General features: G+C 55.3%; 14 protein-coding genes. 13 read left to right on the top strand and 1 reads right to left on the bottom strand.

The genetic code is table 11. The features are described 5' to 3' along the window. The first annotated feature begins 16 nt into the window (after positions 1-16). Positions 17-2,653: a valine--tRNA ligase gene (locus HW273_RS08250; protein WP_179011390.1), complete on the top strand. Its 2,637-nt coding sequence runs from the start codon at positions 17-19 to the stop codon at positions 2,651-2,653. Positions 2,654-2,865: 212 nt separating this feature from the next. Beyond that, the gene (rlmH, locus tag HW273_RS08245) at positions 2,866-3,345 is read left to right on the top strand and encodes a 23S rRNA (pseudouridine(1915)-N(3))-methyltransferase RlmH (protein WP_179011388.1); all 480 of its coding nucleotides are present in this window, start codon (positions 2,866-2,868) and stop codon (positions 3,343-3,345) included. Positions 3,346-3,349: 4 nt separating this feature from the next. Here rlmH and HW273_RS08240 read toward each other — a convergent pair whose 3' ends face one another. Further along, positions 3,350-3,847 (bottom strand): CarD family transcriptional regulator, encoded by a 498-nt coding sequence (locus HW273_RS08240; RefSeq protein ID WP_179011386.1) that lies wholly within the window; start codon positions 3,845-3,847, stop codon positions 3,350-3,352. A 273-nt stretch (positions 3,848-4,120) separates the two neighbouring features. On the opposite strand from HW273_RS08240, the gene HW273_RS08235 reads away from it, so the two are divergent. The 11 genes from HW273_RS08235 (at position 4,121) to HW273_RS08185 (ending at position 17,129) form a co-directional block, all read left to right on the top strand. Next, a complete protein-coding gene (locus HW273_RS08235; protein ID WP_179011384.1) occupies positions 4,121-4,549 on the top strand; it encodes a GtrA family protein in 429 nt (142 codons plus the stop codon). A 9-nt stretch (positions 4,550-4,558) separates the two neighbouring features. Continuing rightward, positions 4,559-7,375 carry a YfhO family protein gene (locus tag HW273_RS08230; RefSeq protein WP_179011382.1) on the top strand — a complete coding sequence of 939 codons (2,817 nt, stop codon included), beginning with the start codon at positions 4,559-4,561 and terminating at the stop codon, positions 7,373-7,375. Then, positions 7,372-8,724 (top strand): argininosuccinate lyase, encoded by a 1,353-nt coding sequence (argH, locus tag HW273_RS08225; RefSeq protein WP_179011380.1) that lies wholly within the window; start codon positions 7,372-7,374, stop codon positions 8,722-8,724. The genes HW273_RS08230 and argH overlap by 4 nt, the downstream gene beginning before the upstream one ends. A gap of 4 nt (positions 8,725-8,728) precedes the next feature. Then, entirely contained in the window at positions 8,729-9,019 is a 291-nt protein-coding gene (locus tag HW273_RS08220) for a hypothetical protein (protein ID WP_179011378.1), read from the top strand. 181 nt (positions 9,020-9,200) lie between these two features. Continuing rightward, the gene (locus HW273_RS08215) at positions 9,201-10,466 is read left to right on the top strand and encodes an argininosuccinate synthase (RefSeq protein WP_179011376.1); all 1,266 of its coding nucleotides are present in this window, start codon (positions 9,201-9,203) and stop codon (positions 10,464-10,466) included. Between the two features lie 150 nt (positions 10,467-10,616). Beyond that, positions 10,617-11,549, top strand: coding sequence for a diacylglycerol/lipid kinase family protein (locus HW273_RS08210; protein WP_179011374.1), 933 nt, complete (start codon positions 10,617-10,619; stop codon positions 11,547-11,549). A gap of 61 nt (positions 11,550-11,610) precedes the next feature. Then, entirely contained in the window at positions 11,611-12,078 is a 468-nt protein-coding gene (ispF, locus tag HW273_RS08205; RefSeq protein WP_179011373.1) for a 2-C-methyl-D-erythritol 2,4-cyclodiphosphate synthase, read from the top strand. Positions 12,079-12,219: 141 nt separating this feature from the next. Then, complete coding sequence (locus HW273_RS08200) at positions 12,220-13,641, top strand: S1C family serine protease (RefSeq protein WP_179011371.1); 1,422 nt, start codon at positions 12,220-12,222, stop codon at positions 13,639-13,641. Between the two features lie 109 nt (positions 13,642-13,750). Next, the gene (locus HW273_RS08195) at positions 13,751-14,677 is read left to right on the top strand and encodes a LysR family transcriptional regulator (protein ID WP_179011369.1); all 927 of its coding nucleotides are present in this window, start codon (positions 13,751-13,753) and stop codon (positions 14,675-14,677) included. A gap of 290 nt (positions 14,678-14,967) precedes the next feature. Next, positions 14,968-16,275 (top strand): 2-hydroxycarboxylate transporter family protein, encoded by a 1,308-nt coding sequence (locus HW273_RS08190; protein ID WP_179011367.1) that lies wholly within the window; start codon positions 14,968-14,970, stop codon positions 16,273-16,275. 38 nt (positions 16,276-16,313) lie between these two features. Then, positions 16,314-17,129 carry an alpha/beta hydrolase family protein gene (locus HW273_RS08185; RefSeq protein ID WP_179011365.1) on the top strand — a complete coding sequence of 272 codons (816 nt, stop codon included), beginning with the start codon at positions 16,314-16,316 and terminating at the stop codon, positions 17,127-17,129. Positions 17,130-17,150 lie beyond the last annotated feature (21 nt).

Below are 17,150 nucleotides of genomic sequence, written 5' to 3'. Positions count from 1 at the left end.
AGAGAGGAAGAGGAGAATGAGGGAACTTGCGAAGACATACGATCCGTCGGAGGTAGAGGATCGGATCTATGAGATGTGGATGAAGGGGAACTGCTTCCATGCGGAGGTTAATGCGGACAGGAAGCCGTTTACGATCATGATGCCGCCGCCCAATGTCACCGGCCAGCTGCACATGGGACACGCGCTGGACAATACGCTGCAGGATTCCCTGATCCGTTTCAAGAGAATGCAGGGCTTCGAGGCGCTCTGGCAGCCGGGCTGCGACCATGCCGCGATCGCGACGGAGGTCAAGGTCACCAATAAGCTGAAGGAGCAGGGCATCGACAAGCATACGCTCGGCAGAGAGGGCTTCCTCCGCGAGGCATGGAAGTGGAAGGAGGAGTACGAGGACCGGATTGTAAACCAGCTCCATAAGATCGGCTCCTCCGCGGATTGGGAGAGACTTCGCTTCACGATGGATGAGGGCTGCTCCCATGCGGTGCAGACGACCTTCCTGAACCTGTATCGGAAGGGCTATATCTACAGGGGTTCACGGATCATCAACTGGTGTCCGGTCTGCCAGACCTCGCTGTCCGACGCGGAGGTTATTCACGAGGAGCAGGAAGGGAGCTTCTGGCATATCAACTATCCGATCGTCGGAGAAGAGGGCAGATTCGTCGAGATCGCGACGACTCGTCCGGAGACACTGCTCGGTGATACCGCGGTGGCGGTCAATCCGGAAGACGAGAGATACCGAGACCTGATCGGGAAGGAGCTTTCGCTCCCGTTGACCGGCCGCACGATTCCGGTGATTGCGGACGAGTATGTGGATAAGGAATTTGGAACCGGCTGCGTGAAGATCACGCCGGCGCATGATCCGAACGATTTCGAGGTTGGCAGGCGCCATCAGCTTCCGGAGATCAATATTCTGAACAATGACGCTACGATCTGCTGTCCGGGATCGAAATACGATGGCATGGATCGCTACGCGGCGCGGGAGGCGGTCGTGGAGGATCTCCGGGCACTCGGCCTCCTGGTCAAGGTGGTTCCGCATCTTCATAATGTCGGCACGCACGACCGCTGCGGGACGACGGTGGAGCCGATGATCAAGCCGCAGTGGTTTGTAAGAATGGAGGAGATGGCAAAGCCGGCGATTGAGGCGGTAAAGAGCGGAGCGCTGCAGTTCGTCCCGGAAAATTACAGCAAGACCTACCTGCATTGGCTGGAGAACATCAAGGACTGGTGTATTTCGAGGCAGCTCTGGTGGGGACATCGGATTCCTGCATATTACTGCATGGACTGCGGGGAGATGGCCGTCGCAGAGGAGATGCCGGAGACCTGTCCACACTGCGGCGGGAAGCATTTCCGGCAGGACGAGGATACACTCGACACCTGGTTCTCGAGCGCGCTCTGGCCGTTTGAAACGCTGGGCTGGCCGGAGGACACCGAGGCATACCGGTATTTCTATCCGACAGATGTGCTTGTCACCGGCTATGACATTATTTTCTTCTGGGTAGTCCGCATGGTATTTTCCGGCATCGAGCAGACCGGGAAGCTTCCGTTCTCGAAGGTGCTGATCCACGGACTGGTGCGGGACGATCAGGGACGCAAGATGAGCAAGTCCCTCGGCAACGGCATCGATCCGCTGGAGGTGATTGAGAGGTACGGCGCGGATGCGCTCCGCATGACGCTCCTTACCGGCAACGCGCCGGGCAACGATATGCGCTTCTACTGGTCGCGGGTGGAGGCGTCCCGGAACTTCATGAACAAGGTCTGGAACGCGTCCCGCTTCATTATGATGAATCTCGACAAGGCAGAGCTTCCGGTGGAGGTGCCGAAGGAGCTGACGATCGCGGACAAGTGGATCCTCTCGAAGCTGAATGCCGTAATCACAGAGGTAACGCGGAATATGGAAGCGTTCGATCTGGGGATCGCCCTCGATAAGATACAGAGCTTCCTCTGGGAGGAGTTCTGCGACTGGTACATCGAGATGGTGAAGCCGCGGCTCTACAGTGAAGGAGACGAGACGAAGTCCGCGGCGCTCTGGACGCTGCAGCATGTGCTGACGACGGGGCTGAAGCTCCTGCATCCGTTCTGCCCGTTCATCACGGAGGAGATCTTCGACACACTGACGGATCCGGAGACGCCGCTGATCCGGGAGACATGGCCTGTATTCGAGCCGCGCTTCGACTTCGCAAGGGAGGAGACAGAGCTTGAGACCATCAAGGAGGCAGTGCGAAGAGTCCGGGCAATTCGTACCGAGATGAATGTCGCGCCGTCCCGCAGAGCGAAGGTCTATGTCGTGAGCGGGAACGCGGCGACAGCGGACATCTTCGAGAGGAGCCGTGTCTTTTTCGCGACACTTGCCTATGCCTCCGAGGTCATCGTACAGGCGGATCGGGAGGGCATCTCCGCAGATGCCGTTTCCGTGGTGATCCCGGATGCGAACCTCTATATCCCGTTTGCGGAGCTTGTGGATATCGAGAAGGAGAAAGAACGGCTCCGAAAGGAACAGAAGCGGCTCACGGGAGAGATCGCCCGCTCGAACGGCATGCTCTGTAATGATCGCTTCCTCTCTAAGGCACCGGAGGAAAAGGTACAGGAGGAGCGGGAGAAGCTGCAGAAATATCAGCAGATGCTCGGGCAGGTCAAGGAAAGGCTCGCCGGGCTGTAAAAGGGGCGGATGCCCTCATAAGCCATTCGCTGAATTCGCTGAAATTCCATTTCAAATTCATGGCAATCGTTTCTGTTTCAGCGAATGGATTGGCGGAGCTGTTACAAGCTGTAGGAAAGTCTCACAGGCGCTTTATTACAGGCCTGTGATAAAGCGCGTGCTGTTCCCGACTCTTGATCGGGGGCTGCCGGGGAGCGGAACGGAGACGGGAAATGAAGCTGAGACTTCTCACGGTAGGCAGAATGAAGGAAGCATACTGGAGGGACGCTGTCGCAGAATATGCGAAGCGTCTCTCTTCGTATTGCACGCTGGAGATCCTTGAGGTCGCGGATGAAAAAACGCCGGAGCATGCTCCGGCGGCAGCAGAACGAAAAATCAAAGAAACAGAGGGAAAGCGTCTGCTTACAAGAATCCCGGAGCGCTCCTTCGTCGTCGTTCTCGCGATCGAGGGAGAGATGCTGAGCTCGGAGGCACTTTCCGCGGCGCTCTCCGAGCAGCTGCTTCGCGGGATGAGCGATATCACGCTGGTAATCGGCGGGTCGCTGGGCTTGTCTCCGGAGGTTCTTGCTCGGGCGGACAGGAAGCTGAGCTTCTCGAGACTGACCTTCCCGCATCAGCTGATGCGGGTCATGGTACTGGAGCAGCTCTACCGCGCGTTCCGAATCAGGGCAGGGGAACCGTATCATAAATAAGGGTTTAGCCTATGGATTCCTGCACGAGCGCGAGAAGTGCCGGGCGCTCCAGTCCGAGCACCAGACAGAGCTCCGAAAAGAGGATGTCCTCCGCCTGCTCCAGACAATGTACGTCGGAGACGGTCAGCCGTTTTCCGCTGCGCTTCCGCTCTGTCTTCCGCCGGAGAAGGGTCTTGATCACACGCATCAGCTTGTTCGGGTCGGAGCTGCGGATACAGCTTTTGTAGGCATCCTCCCGCTGCTTGTTGCTCTGGCTGTCGAGAAGAGCGATGGACGGAATGGAGAGGAGGAAGCGCTCCGCCTGCGCCTTCGTCATTACGCTCCGCATGTTGAGCTTCTCGGCATCGACCGGGGCATAGATGGCACCGTTCTCCGTTCCCAGCGGCTGCATGACATAGTAGAGCCGATCCCTCGAGACGCCATCCAGCGAGAGATGGGTCGTATCGAGAATCCGGTGGATCCCCTTGCAGCCGTAAACGACGTATTCTCCGATTCGGAACATTACAACACAACCTCCTTTGCATAGAATAGACAGCAGTACAGGTAAGCGAAGCTTTATGCCTGAGATACTGTTACTGGAATAATAGAATAGATGAAATCGATAATAAAGATTGACTATAAAAATATAGAAATATATAATATAAATTTTATCATAAAAAATCTGATTTTTCCAGTGCTTTTCCGGAAATCGGCGGCATTTTCCCCGGAAAGTCCCCGGAAGGCTTGCGGCTTGCGGCGCTGCTGGAGTATACTGTAACAATCTGTGAGGTCGGATATGAAGCTATTTTGGAAAAGGCTGCTGCGGAGCGAGGCTGTGCTGTATCTCGTCGCAGGTGTCCTTACGACGGCGGTAAACTTCGTATGCTTTCACGGGCTGGATCTGGGACTTTTCCGGAGCGGGCTTTCGGCGCGTATGAGCTATCAGATTGCCTATGCCGCCGCCTTTTTCGCCGCGGTAATCTTTGCCTACTGGACGAATAAGTTTTTTGTATTCCGGAACTTCCGGCTGGAGCCGCTCTATCTTCTGCGGGAGTTCTCCGGTTTTTTTGCTGCGCGGCTCGTATCTGGGCTTCTGACCTTTGTGCTGCTCGTCGGCTTCATCGAGCTCCTGCATTTTGGGCACAGCCTCGCGTGGCTGTCCACAACGACGGTGAATCTGGTATTCAACTATCTGGCGAGCAAGTTCTGGATCTTTAAGAAGTGAGGCGAGGATATGAATAAGAAGTGGCTTCGGGCGGCAGACGCCTACCTGGTTGCGTTCCTGCTCCCGTGTATCATTATGCTGGTGATCTTCATCGCAAGGGGGATCTTCCCGTTCGGAGAGGAGAGCTTCCTCCGGACGGATCTGTACCACCAGTACGCGCCTTTTTTTTCGGAGTTCCAGTATAAGCTGCGGCATGGGGGGTCTCTCCTCTACAGCTGGGACATCGGGATGGGCGTGAACTTCGCGGCGCTCTACGGCTACTATCTGGCAAGTCCGCTGAATTTCCTGCTCATATTGGTGCCTCGGGGGCTCGTGCTGGAATTCATGAGCTATCTGGTCATCGTGAAGATCGGACTCTGCGGCCTGACGGCGGCGGTCTATTTCCGCAGGCACTTCGGACGTCGGAACTTCGGCTGCGCCTTCTTCGGGATACTCTATGCGATGAGCGGCTACCTCGCGGCGTATTCCTGGAATATCATGTGGCTGGACTGCATTCTGCTCTTTCCGCTGATCCTCCTCGGCATGGAGCGGCTGCTCCGGGGAGGAAGTCCGATTCTCTATACAGTGGCACTGGGGCTTTCGATTCTCTCGAACTACTATATTTCTATCATGATCTGTCTCTTTCTCGTGCTCTACTTCTTCGCATTCGAGCTGCTGGAGAGAGAGCGGTTCCGGGAGGACTGGTGGAAAAGGGCGTCCCGCTTCGCACTCTTTTCATTGCTTTCGGGAGGACTTGCGGCGGTGACGCTGCTGCCGGAGATCTATGCGCTGAAGACGACCGCCTCCGGGAATGTGAGCTTCCCGGACACCGCGACCCAGTATTTCACGATTCTGGATATGATCGCGCGGCATCTCCCGAATGTGGAGACAGAGCAGGGGCTCAATCATTGGCCGAACCTCTATTGCGGCACGGCGGTATTCCTGCTTCTCCCGCTGTACTTCATGAACCGGCGGATACGGATTAGAGAGAAGCTTGTCTATGGGGTTTTGCTGCTCCTTTTCTATCTGAGCTTCTCGATCAATACGCTGAACTTCATCTGGCACGGCTTTCATTATCCGAACAGTCTGCCCTGTCGGCAGAGCTTCCTCTACATCCTGCTGGTGCTTACCATGGCTTACCATGCCTACCTGGAGCGGCGTGCATTCCGGCTTAGGGAGCTGTGCCGGGCACTGGGGATCGCGCTTATGCTGATCCTGCTCCTGCAAAAGCTGGTTACGGAGGAGGCGTTCCACTGGTCTAGCTTCTATGTCGGGCTCCTGCTCGTGCTGCTCTACTTCGGCTGCATGTACTGGGAGAGACGACGGAAGCGGGGCGGAAACCTGCTCCTCCTTTTGACGCTGCTCCTTCTCACGGTGGAGACGGCGGTGAATATGGCAGTGACTTCGGTCACGACGACGAGCCGCAGCTCCTATATCGCGGACAACGCGGATGTACGGAAGCTGACGGAGGCGGTGCGCAGCGAGGACAGGGGTTTCTATCGCCTGGAGAAGGTCACGAGGAAGACCAAGAACGACGGGGCATGGATGAATTTTCCCAGCGTCTCCCTCTTCTCCTCGACGGCATACAAGGACTGCTCGGACTTTTTCAGAAAGTCGGGCATGGAGGCTTCCACCAACGCCTATTCCATTACCGGCTCGACACCGCTGATGGATATGCTCTTCGCAGTGAAGTATGCGCTCTATTCGGAGGAGGCAGCGCATCCCTCGGAGCAGGGACTGGAGTATATCAACGCCTCCGGCAAGACCTATCTTTACCGGAACCGGTATACGCTGCCGATCGGTTATTTCCTGACGGAGCAGCAGCTTCGAGACTGGGATCTGGAGGCAGGGAATCCCGCACTGGTACAGAATTCTTTCACGGAGGCGTTGGGAGCGGGATCGGTGCTGCATCCTGTGCTCGGGAGCTTCGAGGGGGAGGACTATGTCTTTACGGCGGATGAGGCCGGGCTCTATTATGTTTATGTAAACAGGCAGAAGATCAAGAAGGTCAAGGCGTACTATACAGAGGGCGAGAAGCTTTTTGACAATGTGGATCGGGGCTATTTTCTGGAGCTTGGCTATCTCAGGAGCGGGGAGGAGATCCGCCTTCATTCCGAAACGAGCGGACAGGATATGGACGGCAGCGTGTATCGCTTCGACAGGGAGGTGCTGCGGTCTGTCTATGAGAGGCTGAGTCCCTATGGCTTCGAGCCGGCGCGCTTCGGGGACGGCAGACTGTCGGGACGCGCTGTCCTGCCGGAGGACGGCGTGCTGCTCTGTACGATACCCTATGACGCGGGATGGACGGCGACGGTGGACGGTGAAAAAATCAAGCCGGACAGAGAAAAGGAGGGCTTCCTCGGGCTCAAGCTCAGCGCCGGAGAGCATGAGATCACACTCCGCTATTTTCCGCAGGGTCTGAAAATAGGGGCAGTGCTCTCGGGGATTTCTCTTCTGCTCCTTCTGCTCTCGGTCTGTCTGTATTGGGGATTCGAGTCCGGGCGACCGCGGCGGAAAATGCCTGTGGATGGAAAAGCCGCGCCGGGCAGGAGGAAGTCCGCCGGGAAAGAGCGCGGAGGGGAGGAGGGAGACAGCGTTCGCGGGAGAAGCCGTCGGAGACGGCAAAAGGCACTCAGGATGCAGGGCAGAACCGCCAAGGAGTGGGACAGGGCTTTCGTGATCCCCGAGGTATCGAAGGAAAAGGAAATCGAGGTTCCGGATATCCGGACGATGACAGCGGAGGGGATCGTCAGAAAGGTGGTGAAATTCCCGCAGCCGCCCAATTCGTCCGATACCAATCCGGGGGAGACGGAGAAAGCAGAGAGAGACGAGGAGGAAGAGAAATGAAGCTTTGGGGAGGGAGATTCACGGGAGAGACGGATGACGCCGCCTTTGCCTTCAACCAGTCGCTCCCATTTGACAGGCGACTGTACCGGCAGGATATTACAGGCTCGATTGCGCACGCGCGGATGCTGGGGAGGCAGGGCATTATCCCGCAGGAGGACAGCACGCGCATCGTAGAGGGGCTTACGGAGATCCTTGCGGATATCGAGACGGGGCGGCTGCGCCTGGAAGGGGAAGCCGAGGATATTCACAGCTTCGTGGAGACGGAGCTGACGAGACGGATCGGAGAGGCGGGGAAGCGGCTTCATACAGGGCGCTCCCGGAACGATCAGGTCGCACTGGATATGAAGCTTTATGTCCGGGATGAGATCGACGCCATGCAGGAGCTGCTTTCCGGTCTGCTCACGACGCTGGATGAGATCATCGAGGCGAACCGGCAGACCTATATGCCGGGCTTTACGCATCTCCAGAAGGCGCAGCCGACGACGCTGGCGCATCACATGGCGGCGTATCGAGAGATGTTCCGCCGCGACAGCTCCCGCATCGCGGACTGCCGTGTCCGCCTAAATGCCTGTCCGCTCGGCAGCGGTGCATTCGCGGGAACGACCTATCCGCTGGATCGGGACTATACGGCGGCGCTGCTGCATTTCGATCGGGCGACGGAGAATTCCATGGATTCGGTTTCCGATCGGGACTATCTCATGGAGTATCTTTTCGACCTGTCGACGCTCGCGATGCATCTTTCGCGGCTCAGCGAGGAGATCATCCTCTGGAACAGCAACGAGTATCGCTTCGTGACGATCTCCGATGCCTACTCCACCGGCTCCAGCATCATGCCGCAGAAGAAGAATCCGGATATTGCGGAGCTGATCCGCGGTAAGACTGGACGGGTCTATGGGGCGCTGATGGCGCTTCTGACGACGATGAAGGGACTTCCGCTCGCCTACAACAAGGACATGCAGGAGGACAAGGAGCTCTCCTTCGATGCGATGGATACGATGAAGCGCTCCGTCCTGCTGATGAGCGGCATGCTTCGGACGATCCGCTGGAATAAGGAGCGAATGGAGGCAAGCGCGAAAAACGGCTTCACCAATGCGACGGATGTCGCCGATTATCTGGTGCGAAGGGGCATTCCGTTTAGGACGGCGCACGGTATCGTAGGGGAGCTGGTGCTGCTCTGTGAAAGGAAGGACTGTACGCTGGATGATCTGAGCCTCGCCGAATACCGTGCGGTCTGTCCGCAGATCAATGAGGATATCTACGCTGCAATCTCTCTGGAAACCTGTGTGAAAAACCGAAAAACAAAAGGTGCACCGGGGAGCGAAGAGATTTCCATAAAGGAAATCTCGTAGCGACATGGCACAGACGAAGTCTGTGTCCGGCAGAGGCGGATTCACCGAGGGCATCGAGCCCGAGGTGAACCCAGCGAAGAGATTTGCCATCAGGCAAATCCGGAGCGTACATGACTACTTCTCGAAGAGAAGTACCTCCCAAAACACCCCCCGATCGGAGATCGGGGGAGCCGCGCGGTTTAGAGCGGTTAAAGCAATCGCATGCGATTGCTACCCTGAAGGGAGGTTAGCCGAAGCCTCCCGGGCGAGGCTGAGTCCCAGCGAAGAGATTTCCATAAAGAAAAGCTCTTTATAATTGACATTCAATGAAAGACTTGAATAAAATCCATAAAATACGAATTTTTATTCATGATATGCTTGCGTTTCTCTCATTCCGGATGTAAGATACAGGAGGTAAAAAACAGAGAGCTGCCTTCTGATTCTCATGGAAGTCGGGGCGGCTTCAGATCGCCCGGCTTCGGGCGGGAGGAGAGAAGATGGCAAATCTTACACCGAAGAACAATACCGAGGGGGAGAAGGTGATTCTTGCCTATTCCGGCGGACTGGACACGACTACCATTATTCCGTGGCTGAAAGAGAATTTCGGCTATGAGGTCATCTGCTGCTGCATCGACGTGGGGCAGGGAGAGGAGCTGGACGGGCTTTCCGAGCGAGCGAAGCTCTCCGGCGCGTCCAAGCTCTATATCGAAGACATTATAGATGATTTCTGCGATAATTATGCACTTCCCTGCCTGCAGGCGAATGCCACCTACGAGAACAAGTACCTGCTGGGAACCTCGATGGCGCGGCCGGCGATCGCGAAGTGTCTCGTGGAGATCGCCCGTAAGGAGGGGGCGAAGGCGATCTGCCATGGTGCGACCGGTAAGGGCAACGATCAGATCCGCTTCGAGCTCTCGATCAAGGCGCTCGCACCGGATCTCGACATCATTGCCCCATGGCGGATGACCGATATCTGGACGCTGCAGTCCCGCGAGGATGAGATCCGCTACTGCAGGGAGCGCGGCATCGATCTCGCCTTTGGCTCACATGACAATTCCTACAGCCGCGACCGGAATATCTGGCACATTTCCCATGAAGGACTCGAGCTGGAGGATCCGGACTGCGCGCCGAACTATGAGCACATGCTGGTGCTCTCTGTCGATCCGAGGAAAGCACCGGACAGGGAGACAGAGCTCAGCATCGACTGGGAGGAGGGCGTGCCGGTCGCGCTGAACAAGGAGAGGCTTTCCTTCAAGGAGATTCTGCAAAGGCTGAATGTGCTCGGCGGACAGAACGGCATCGGCATCATTGATATCGTAGAGAACCGCGTCGTCGGAATGAAGAGCCGCGGCGTCTATGAGACACCGGGCGGTACGATCCTCGTAGAGGCGCACAGGCAGCTCGAGGAGCTGATTCTTGACCGGCAGACCATGGAATTCAAGCAGATAGCAGACGTGAAATTCGCGCAGGTGGTTTATGAGGGCAAGTGGTTTGATCCGCTGCGGGAGGCATTGGAGGCTTTCGTGAAGTCGACCCAGAAGTATGTGAGCGGGACGACGAAGCTGAAGCTCTATAAGGGCAACATCATCAAGGCAGGCACGAGCTCTCCCTATTCTCTCTACAATGAATCCCTTGCCTCCTTCACCACCGGCGAGCTCTACGACCACCATGATGCATCCGGCTTCATCACGCTCTTCGGTCTGCCGGAGAGGGTGCGGGCAATGAAGCTGCAGGAGGTTAAAACAAAGGAAAAAACGAAGTAGACGCGGTAATCCGCAGCCTGATATTAAAGGGGCTGTGAAGAAATGAATTTCCATTTCTTTGCAGTCCCTGTTTATAATCTTTTCACACACGGAGAAATTCATCTGTGCTATAATTCTTAATTATATATAGAGAGGGATGGATAGGAGTTCATGTATTATTTCATTGTGAACCCTCATGCCAGCGGTGGAAAGGGAATGCGTGTTTGGAGACAGGTGCAGAGGCGTCTTCCGAAGCTCTCCGGCACGCAGCGGTATGAGGTCTTTCTGACGGAGAAGACCGGGGATGCCAGGGCGTTTTCGAGGAAGATCACAGAGCGGTGCCGCGAGGAGAAGACGCTGGTGGTGATCGGCGGCGACGGCACGCTGAGCGAGGTCGTGGACGGCGCCTGTCTGGACTCGGACAGAGTTTCCATTGCCTTTGTTCCGACCGGGTACGCGAATGATTTTGCGAGGAACCTCCGCAGGAAATACCGGCTCCGGAGGCAGCCGGAGCGTTTTTTCACCGCGGAGCGGGAGCGAATGCTGGATTACGGGGTGCTGGATGCGGAGAACGGCAACCGTCGCTTCGTGGTCAGCGCGGGAATCGGCTTCGACGCGGCGGTTTTTCATGAGCTGCTCGCATCCCGCTGCAGGCAGTGCGGAGAATACCCGCTGCGCCTGCATTCTGCGCGCTTCAGCTATTTTCTGATCTTTCTGCGGGAACTGAAGAGGGCGCAAAGGACGAGAGGATATATCCTGCTGGATCAGGAGCAGAGAGTGGAGTTCAACAATATCATCTTCATTTCCGCGCATGTTCACCCGCATGAATCCGGCTATCTCCTCGGTTCCGGCGCGAACTGTGAGGATGGGCGGCTGGATCTCTGCATCGTGAGCACGAAGCGGAAGCTCCGTATTGTCCGCATTCTGCTGGCGGCACTGTTCGGCATACATAAGAAGATGTCAGGCGTTCATTGCTATCGCTGCAGGGAGGCGGAGATCCACACGGCAGAGGCGTTTCCGGTACATACGGACGGGGAATCCTGCGGGAAGCTCAGAGATCTGGTGCTGAGCTGTGTACCGAGGAAGCTCCGTGTACGGCTTTAAGTGCTTCGGGACAGTCCGTCAGAGGTGAAGGCAGGGGGGAGACAAAGGAAAGGATGCAGATATGAGAATCGGAAGCGGCTACGACGTACACAGGCTGGCGGAGGGCAGGAAGCTCATCATAGGCGGGGTGGAGATTCCCTGCGAGAGGGGGCTGCTCGGACATTCGGATGCAGATGTGCTCTGTCATGCGATCACAGATGCGCTCTTCGGGGCGGCGGCGCTCGGGGATATCGGACAGCATTTCCCGGATACGGATCCGCGCTATGAGGGTGCAGATTCGCTGCGCCTGCTCTCGGAATGCGCAGGGCTTCTGCGGGAGAAGGGCTACCGCATCGGCAATATTGATTCGACGCTGATCTGCCAGGCGCCGAAGCTCGCGGTACATATTCCGGCGATGCGGGAGAATATCGCCGCGGCGCTGGGCATTTCGCTTTCGGAGGTGTCTGTAAAGGCGACGACGGAGGAGCGTCTGGGCTTTACCGGCAGAGGAGAGGGGATTTCCGCACAGGCGGTGGCACTGCTTCTGTAGGGCGCTGCAGTTTCTTCGGATGACACAAAGTTATAACAGAGTTTTCACATTCTCGTCACATTCGTTCGATATCATGTACAGCGTAAGCTTGAGAGGGCAGGGAAGGAATTTCCTTTATGAATAGGACAGGAGGATATCGATATGAAAAGGGTAGTAAAGCTCGCAGCAGGTGCGGTACTTTTCGGAACGGTGGCAGGTGCGTCCATGGTAGGCGTGAATCTGGCGGCGAACCAGATGGGGCTCCATGCAGCGAGTGCTTATGAGACACAGGCAGATACGGCGTTTCAGCCGAGTACGGAGAATGCGATGTCGTCTGCAGCGGAAACTACGGCGGCACAGCAGAGCAGCAGGACAGATACGGAGCTCTCGAGTGTACGAACGGTTGCGAAAGATGCGATGCCGTCCGTTGTAGCGATTACCAATATGGTGAAGTACCAGCAGAACGGCTTCTCCATATTCGGAAACTATCAGTCGCAGGAGACGGAGGTTCCGGCGAGCGGCTCCGGCGTCATTATCGGCAAGACCGATACAGAGCTCCTGGTCGTGACCAATAATCATGTCGTCGCGGATTCCTCCTCGCTTTCCGTGACCTTCGTGGACGGGAAGTCTGTGGATGCGGCGATCAAGGGAACGGATGCCTCTGCGGATCTCGCGGTGGTCGCCGTGAAGCTGTCGGACATCGAGAGCGCTACGCTGGATGCAATCAAGGTCATCACGATAGGAGACTCGGACAGAATCGAGGTTGGTGATCAGGTGGTTGCGATCGGAAATGCGCTGGGCTATGGGCAGTCCGTGACGACCGGCATTATCTCCGCGAAGGACAGGGATGTGGAAACCTCTGACGGCACGGAGTCGGGGCTGCTGCAGACCGATGCAGCGATCAATCCGGGCAATTCCGGCGGTGCGCTGCTCAATATGAACGGCGAGCTGATCGGCATCAATGTAGCGAAGTATGCTTCCACGGAGGTTGAGGGCATGGGCTATTCCATCCCGTCCTCCAAGGCGAAGGAGATTATCAGCAATCTTTCCAGTCTGACGACGCGCGATCAGGTGCCGGAGAATGAGAGGGGCTATCTCGGCGTACAGGTCAAGAATATCGACAAGGCGACCTCGCAGAGCTTCGATATGCCGCAGGGCGTATTCATTTACAAGTTCACAGAGGGCTCCAGCGCACAGAATTCCGGCCTGCAGGAGAAGGACATCATCACGAAGCTGGACGGGCAGGGCGTGACAGACTATAACAGCCTGCAGTCTCTGCTCTCGAAGTACCGCGCCGGAGAGACGGTGAAGGTGACAGTACAGCGGCAGGATGGCAGCGGAAAGTATGTGGAGACGGAGGTCACGGTAACGCTTGGCTCCTCGGAGAGCTCGAATACCAATGCTTCCGGCGGCAATGGACAGACAGGAGGCTCACAGAATCCGTTTGAGAGGAATGACGGCGGACAGGGAAGCGACGGCAGCTCCGGAGAGCAGCAGACACCGAACGACGGCAGCTCCCGCCTTCCGAGTCAGGATGAGATTCTGGAGGAGTTTAGGAAGTTCTTCAATCAGTATCAGAGATAAGAAAGTAGAATATGGAGCGCTGATTTCTGGCATGAGCTATTAACATGCGCCGCCTTTACCGGACAAGAGACAGTAAAGGCGGCGTTTTCTGAAATATGGGTACCTGCTTATGGACACAGGCATTTATCAAAGCATTCTTATTCTGGCCGAATGCGGAAGCTTCTCCCATGCGGCTCGGAAGCTCTTTATATCGCAGCCCGCGTTGACCAAAAAGGTGGCGAAGCTTGAAAATGAACTGGGCTGTCAGCTCATTAACCGCGGATTCGGCAGGATTACACTGACGCGGCAGGGAGAAATTTTTTTACGCTACGCCAGACAATACGTTGCTATCGAGAAAGAGCTGAAGGCGGAAATCGCAAACAGTCTCGAACGTGATGAAACGAGGATCAATGTTGCGACCACTCATAGGGGAGGGGATTATGCAGGCAGGATGTCCAAGGCGTTCACGGATAAATACCCGAATATATCGCTGAACTTCGAGGACTTTGATCTATTGCACTGTGAAAATGCGCTTTTGCAGGGGGCGGTCGACCTCGCCGTATATACGAGCCCTGTGCTGTCTCCCGATATTGAATATATGCCTCTGGCGGAGGATACGCTCCTGCTCATTACCAACAGAGACAATCCCTGCCTGCAGGGGAAGGATATCAGAGACAACGCGATCGATAACCCTCTGATCATAGATCCAGCGGAGCTGCGGGACGCAGGCGTCCGGTTTATATTATCGACGGAAAATCACAGCTTATATTATGCAGAAAATGCATTTTTAAAGAAATATAATATCGTTCCCAGACATCCGCAGAGGATCGATTATGTAGATACGCGATATACGGTAGCGAGCAGCGGCGGCGGTGTGGTGCTCGTTCCCACCACGACGGTACATCTCGACCGTCATCCGGACAATGTCTGCATGACGGTACGGGGCGGACTGCACCGTTATATCGTCATCGCCCGGAATCGGGAGCTCGTATTATCCGACAGTGCGCAGCGGTATTGGGACTATATGATCGGCAGATCCATCCGGCAGGATGCATAGACGGGATGAGAAAGCAGGCAGACCGCAGCGGGGATATTGCTATTTTGTTATCGTGCTATAACGATTTGTATCAGTATTGTGTAAAAATGATCCGGAGTCTGTATAAATGCCCAATATTGACGAAAGAGCATTCCAAACGGTTATAAGGCAATGATGAAAACAGAATCAACAAGATGACGTGAAAATTTGCATTAAATATATGCGAATTGTATAATGCAGGCATAGAATCTGCTTGCCGGCAGGCTGAATTCAATTTATTGATCTCGGAGAATTAAATTGGAGGAGGCGATATGAGCACATTAAAAGAAACGAAGATACTTGGCTTTCCTGTTTGGCTTTATGCCGCTCTCACGATAATCATGTTTATTTTGGGCGTAATGGACTGGCTGCCCGGAAACATGATCGGAGCCCTTGCCTTTGCAATGATCGTCGGAACGCTCCTGGGCTGGATCGGAAACAGAATTCCGATATGGAATGCGTGGTTTGGCGGCGGCATGCTTTTTACCTGCCTTGTGGCAGGAGCCATGAATACCTTTTCTCTGATCGGGCCGGATACGAAGGAGGCGCTCAGCGCTTTTAATGGAAAAACCGGTTTTTTGGATCTATACATCTGTATGCTGATTACCGGCTCTGTGCTTTCTCTGGACAGAGGGGTTCTGCTGAAATCCTTCGTCGGGTATATTCCCACGATTATCGGCGGCGTTGTATGTGCGCTTGGCTTAGCCGGACTCATCGGCGCCGTTACGGGAATCGGCGCGATCCACGCGATCACCACCTATGCAATTCCGATCATGGGAGGAGGAAATGGGGCGGGTATTCAGCCGATGAGCCGGATGTGGGCGGCAGCGACCGGCGGCGACGGCGACGCTTGGTATGCTACGGCATTTGCTGTCATTTCACTCGGAAATCTGGTGGCGGTTTTCATGAGTGCGGTACTGAACAGGGTCGGCGAGCTGCGTCCATCCTTAACCGGAAATGGACAACTGATGAAGGGGGTGGAAAACCTGAGTGCGGCGCAGCAGGACAGTAAACCGGCGTTTATGGATTACGCGACAGGCATGGCGCTCGCCTTGGTTTGCTACTGTGCGGCAGATCTCTATGCCGGACATATTTCTCTCATCAATCATCACATGAATCTTGGCTTTACCATCCATAAATTCGCCTTTATGGTCATTCTGGCTGCTATTCTCAATGCTGCCGACATTCTTCCCGGGAATGTAAAGGCGGGCGCAAGGGGAATGCAGCAGTTTTTTGTGAAGTATATGTCGTTTCCGCTGATGATTACGGTTGGGATCGGTACAGATCTCAGCGATTATGCGAGAGTATTTACCAACCTGGCGAATCTGCTGGTTATCGTCGCTACGGTCGTCGGCGCCATGCTTGGAACGTATCTTGCAGGAAGCATATTCCGTTTCTACCCGGTGGAGGGAATGCTGACAGCAGGCTTATGCATGGCGAACGGGGGCGGGTCGGGAGATGTACAATGTCTCGGCGCGGCGCATCGTATGGAGCTTATGTCCTACGCGCAGATCTCGTCCAGAATCGGCGGCGCGATTATGCTTGTAGTCGCAAGCTTTTTCTTCGGAAAATTCCTTTAACAGGACGGCTGAGACATTGAAAGGACAGGAGAGAAACAATGGGGGAGCTGGATAAAAATCTGACGTCTGAGACGGAAAAAAACTTATTCGGAAATGCAGAGCTGAATATGCTTTGGGCCTGCGCCGCAGATCCCAGATTTTGCTACCGGGTGCATGTGCCGGACTATTATCGGGAAGAAGCCGGCTGTAGGCTGCGTCTCATGGTGCTCATCCATGGAACCGGCTGTGCAATAGAGGATTATATCGCAGAGGCGCGCAGTTGGGCAGACAGGTGCCATGTTGCGATTCTTGCACCGCTTTTCCCAAGCGGGATGATCGAAAGAGCGGATTTCAACAGCTATAAGCTCCTTTCTGCCGGCGGAATACGCTATGATCAGATCCTGCTTTCGATGCTTGACGAGATGGCAGAACGCTATCCCGGGATTCAGACGGATAAATTCCTTCTGTTCGGACATTCCGGCGGCGGTCAATTCGCCAATCGATTTCTGCTGGTTCACCCTGCGCGCTTGGAGGCGGTTTCCATCGGCGCGCCCGGAAGACCTACGTTCCTGAATTTTTCAGAGGACTATTTCTGGGGAGTCAGAAATTTCAGAGAGGTCTTTGACAAGGAACTGGATATAACGGCAGTGAGAAATGTACCTGTACAGATCACGGTAGGAGAGCTGGATACCAAATTCATCGGAGAATCGCCCTATGGGACGAATCGTGTTGCGAGGATGGAGAGTCTTCGGAGAAATTTCGAGGAAAACGGCATAAAAAGGGTAGAAATGCGAAGAATTCCCGGTATTGAACATGCGGATGGCAACCATGAAAGAATACAGGCTGCCACTGCGTTCTTCGAAAAATACCTCTAGGGAGGTCGTGATATGTTTCTT

Source organism: Oribacterium sp. oral taxon 102 (assembly GCF_013394775.1).
Taxonomy (GTDB): domain Bacteria; phylum Bacillota; class Clostridia; order Lachnospirales; family Lachnospiraceae; genus Oribacterium.
The sequence above is the reverse complement of the archived record's forward strand: the minus strand, read 5'-3'. Positions and strand labels throughout refer to the sequence as shown.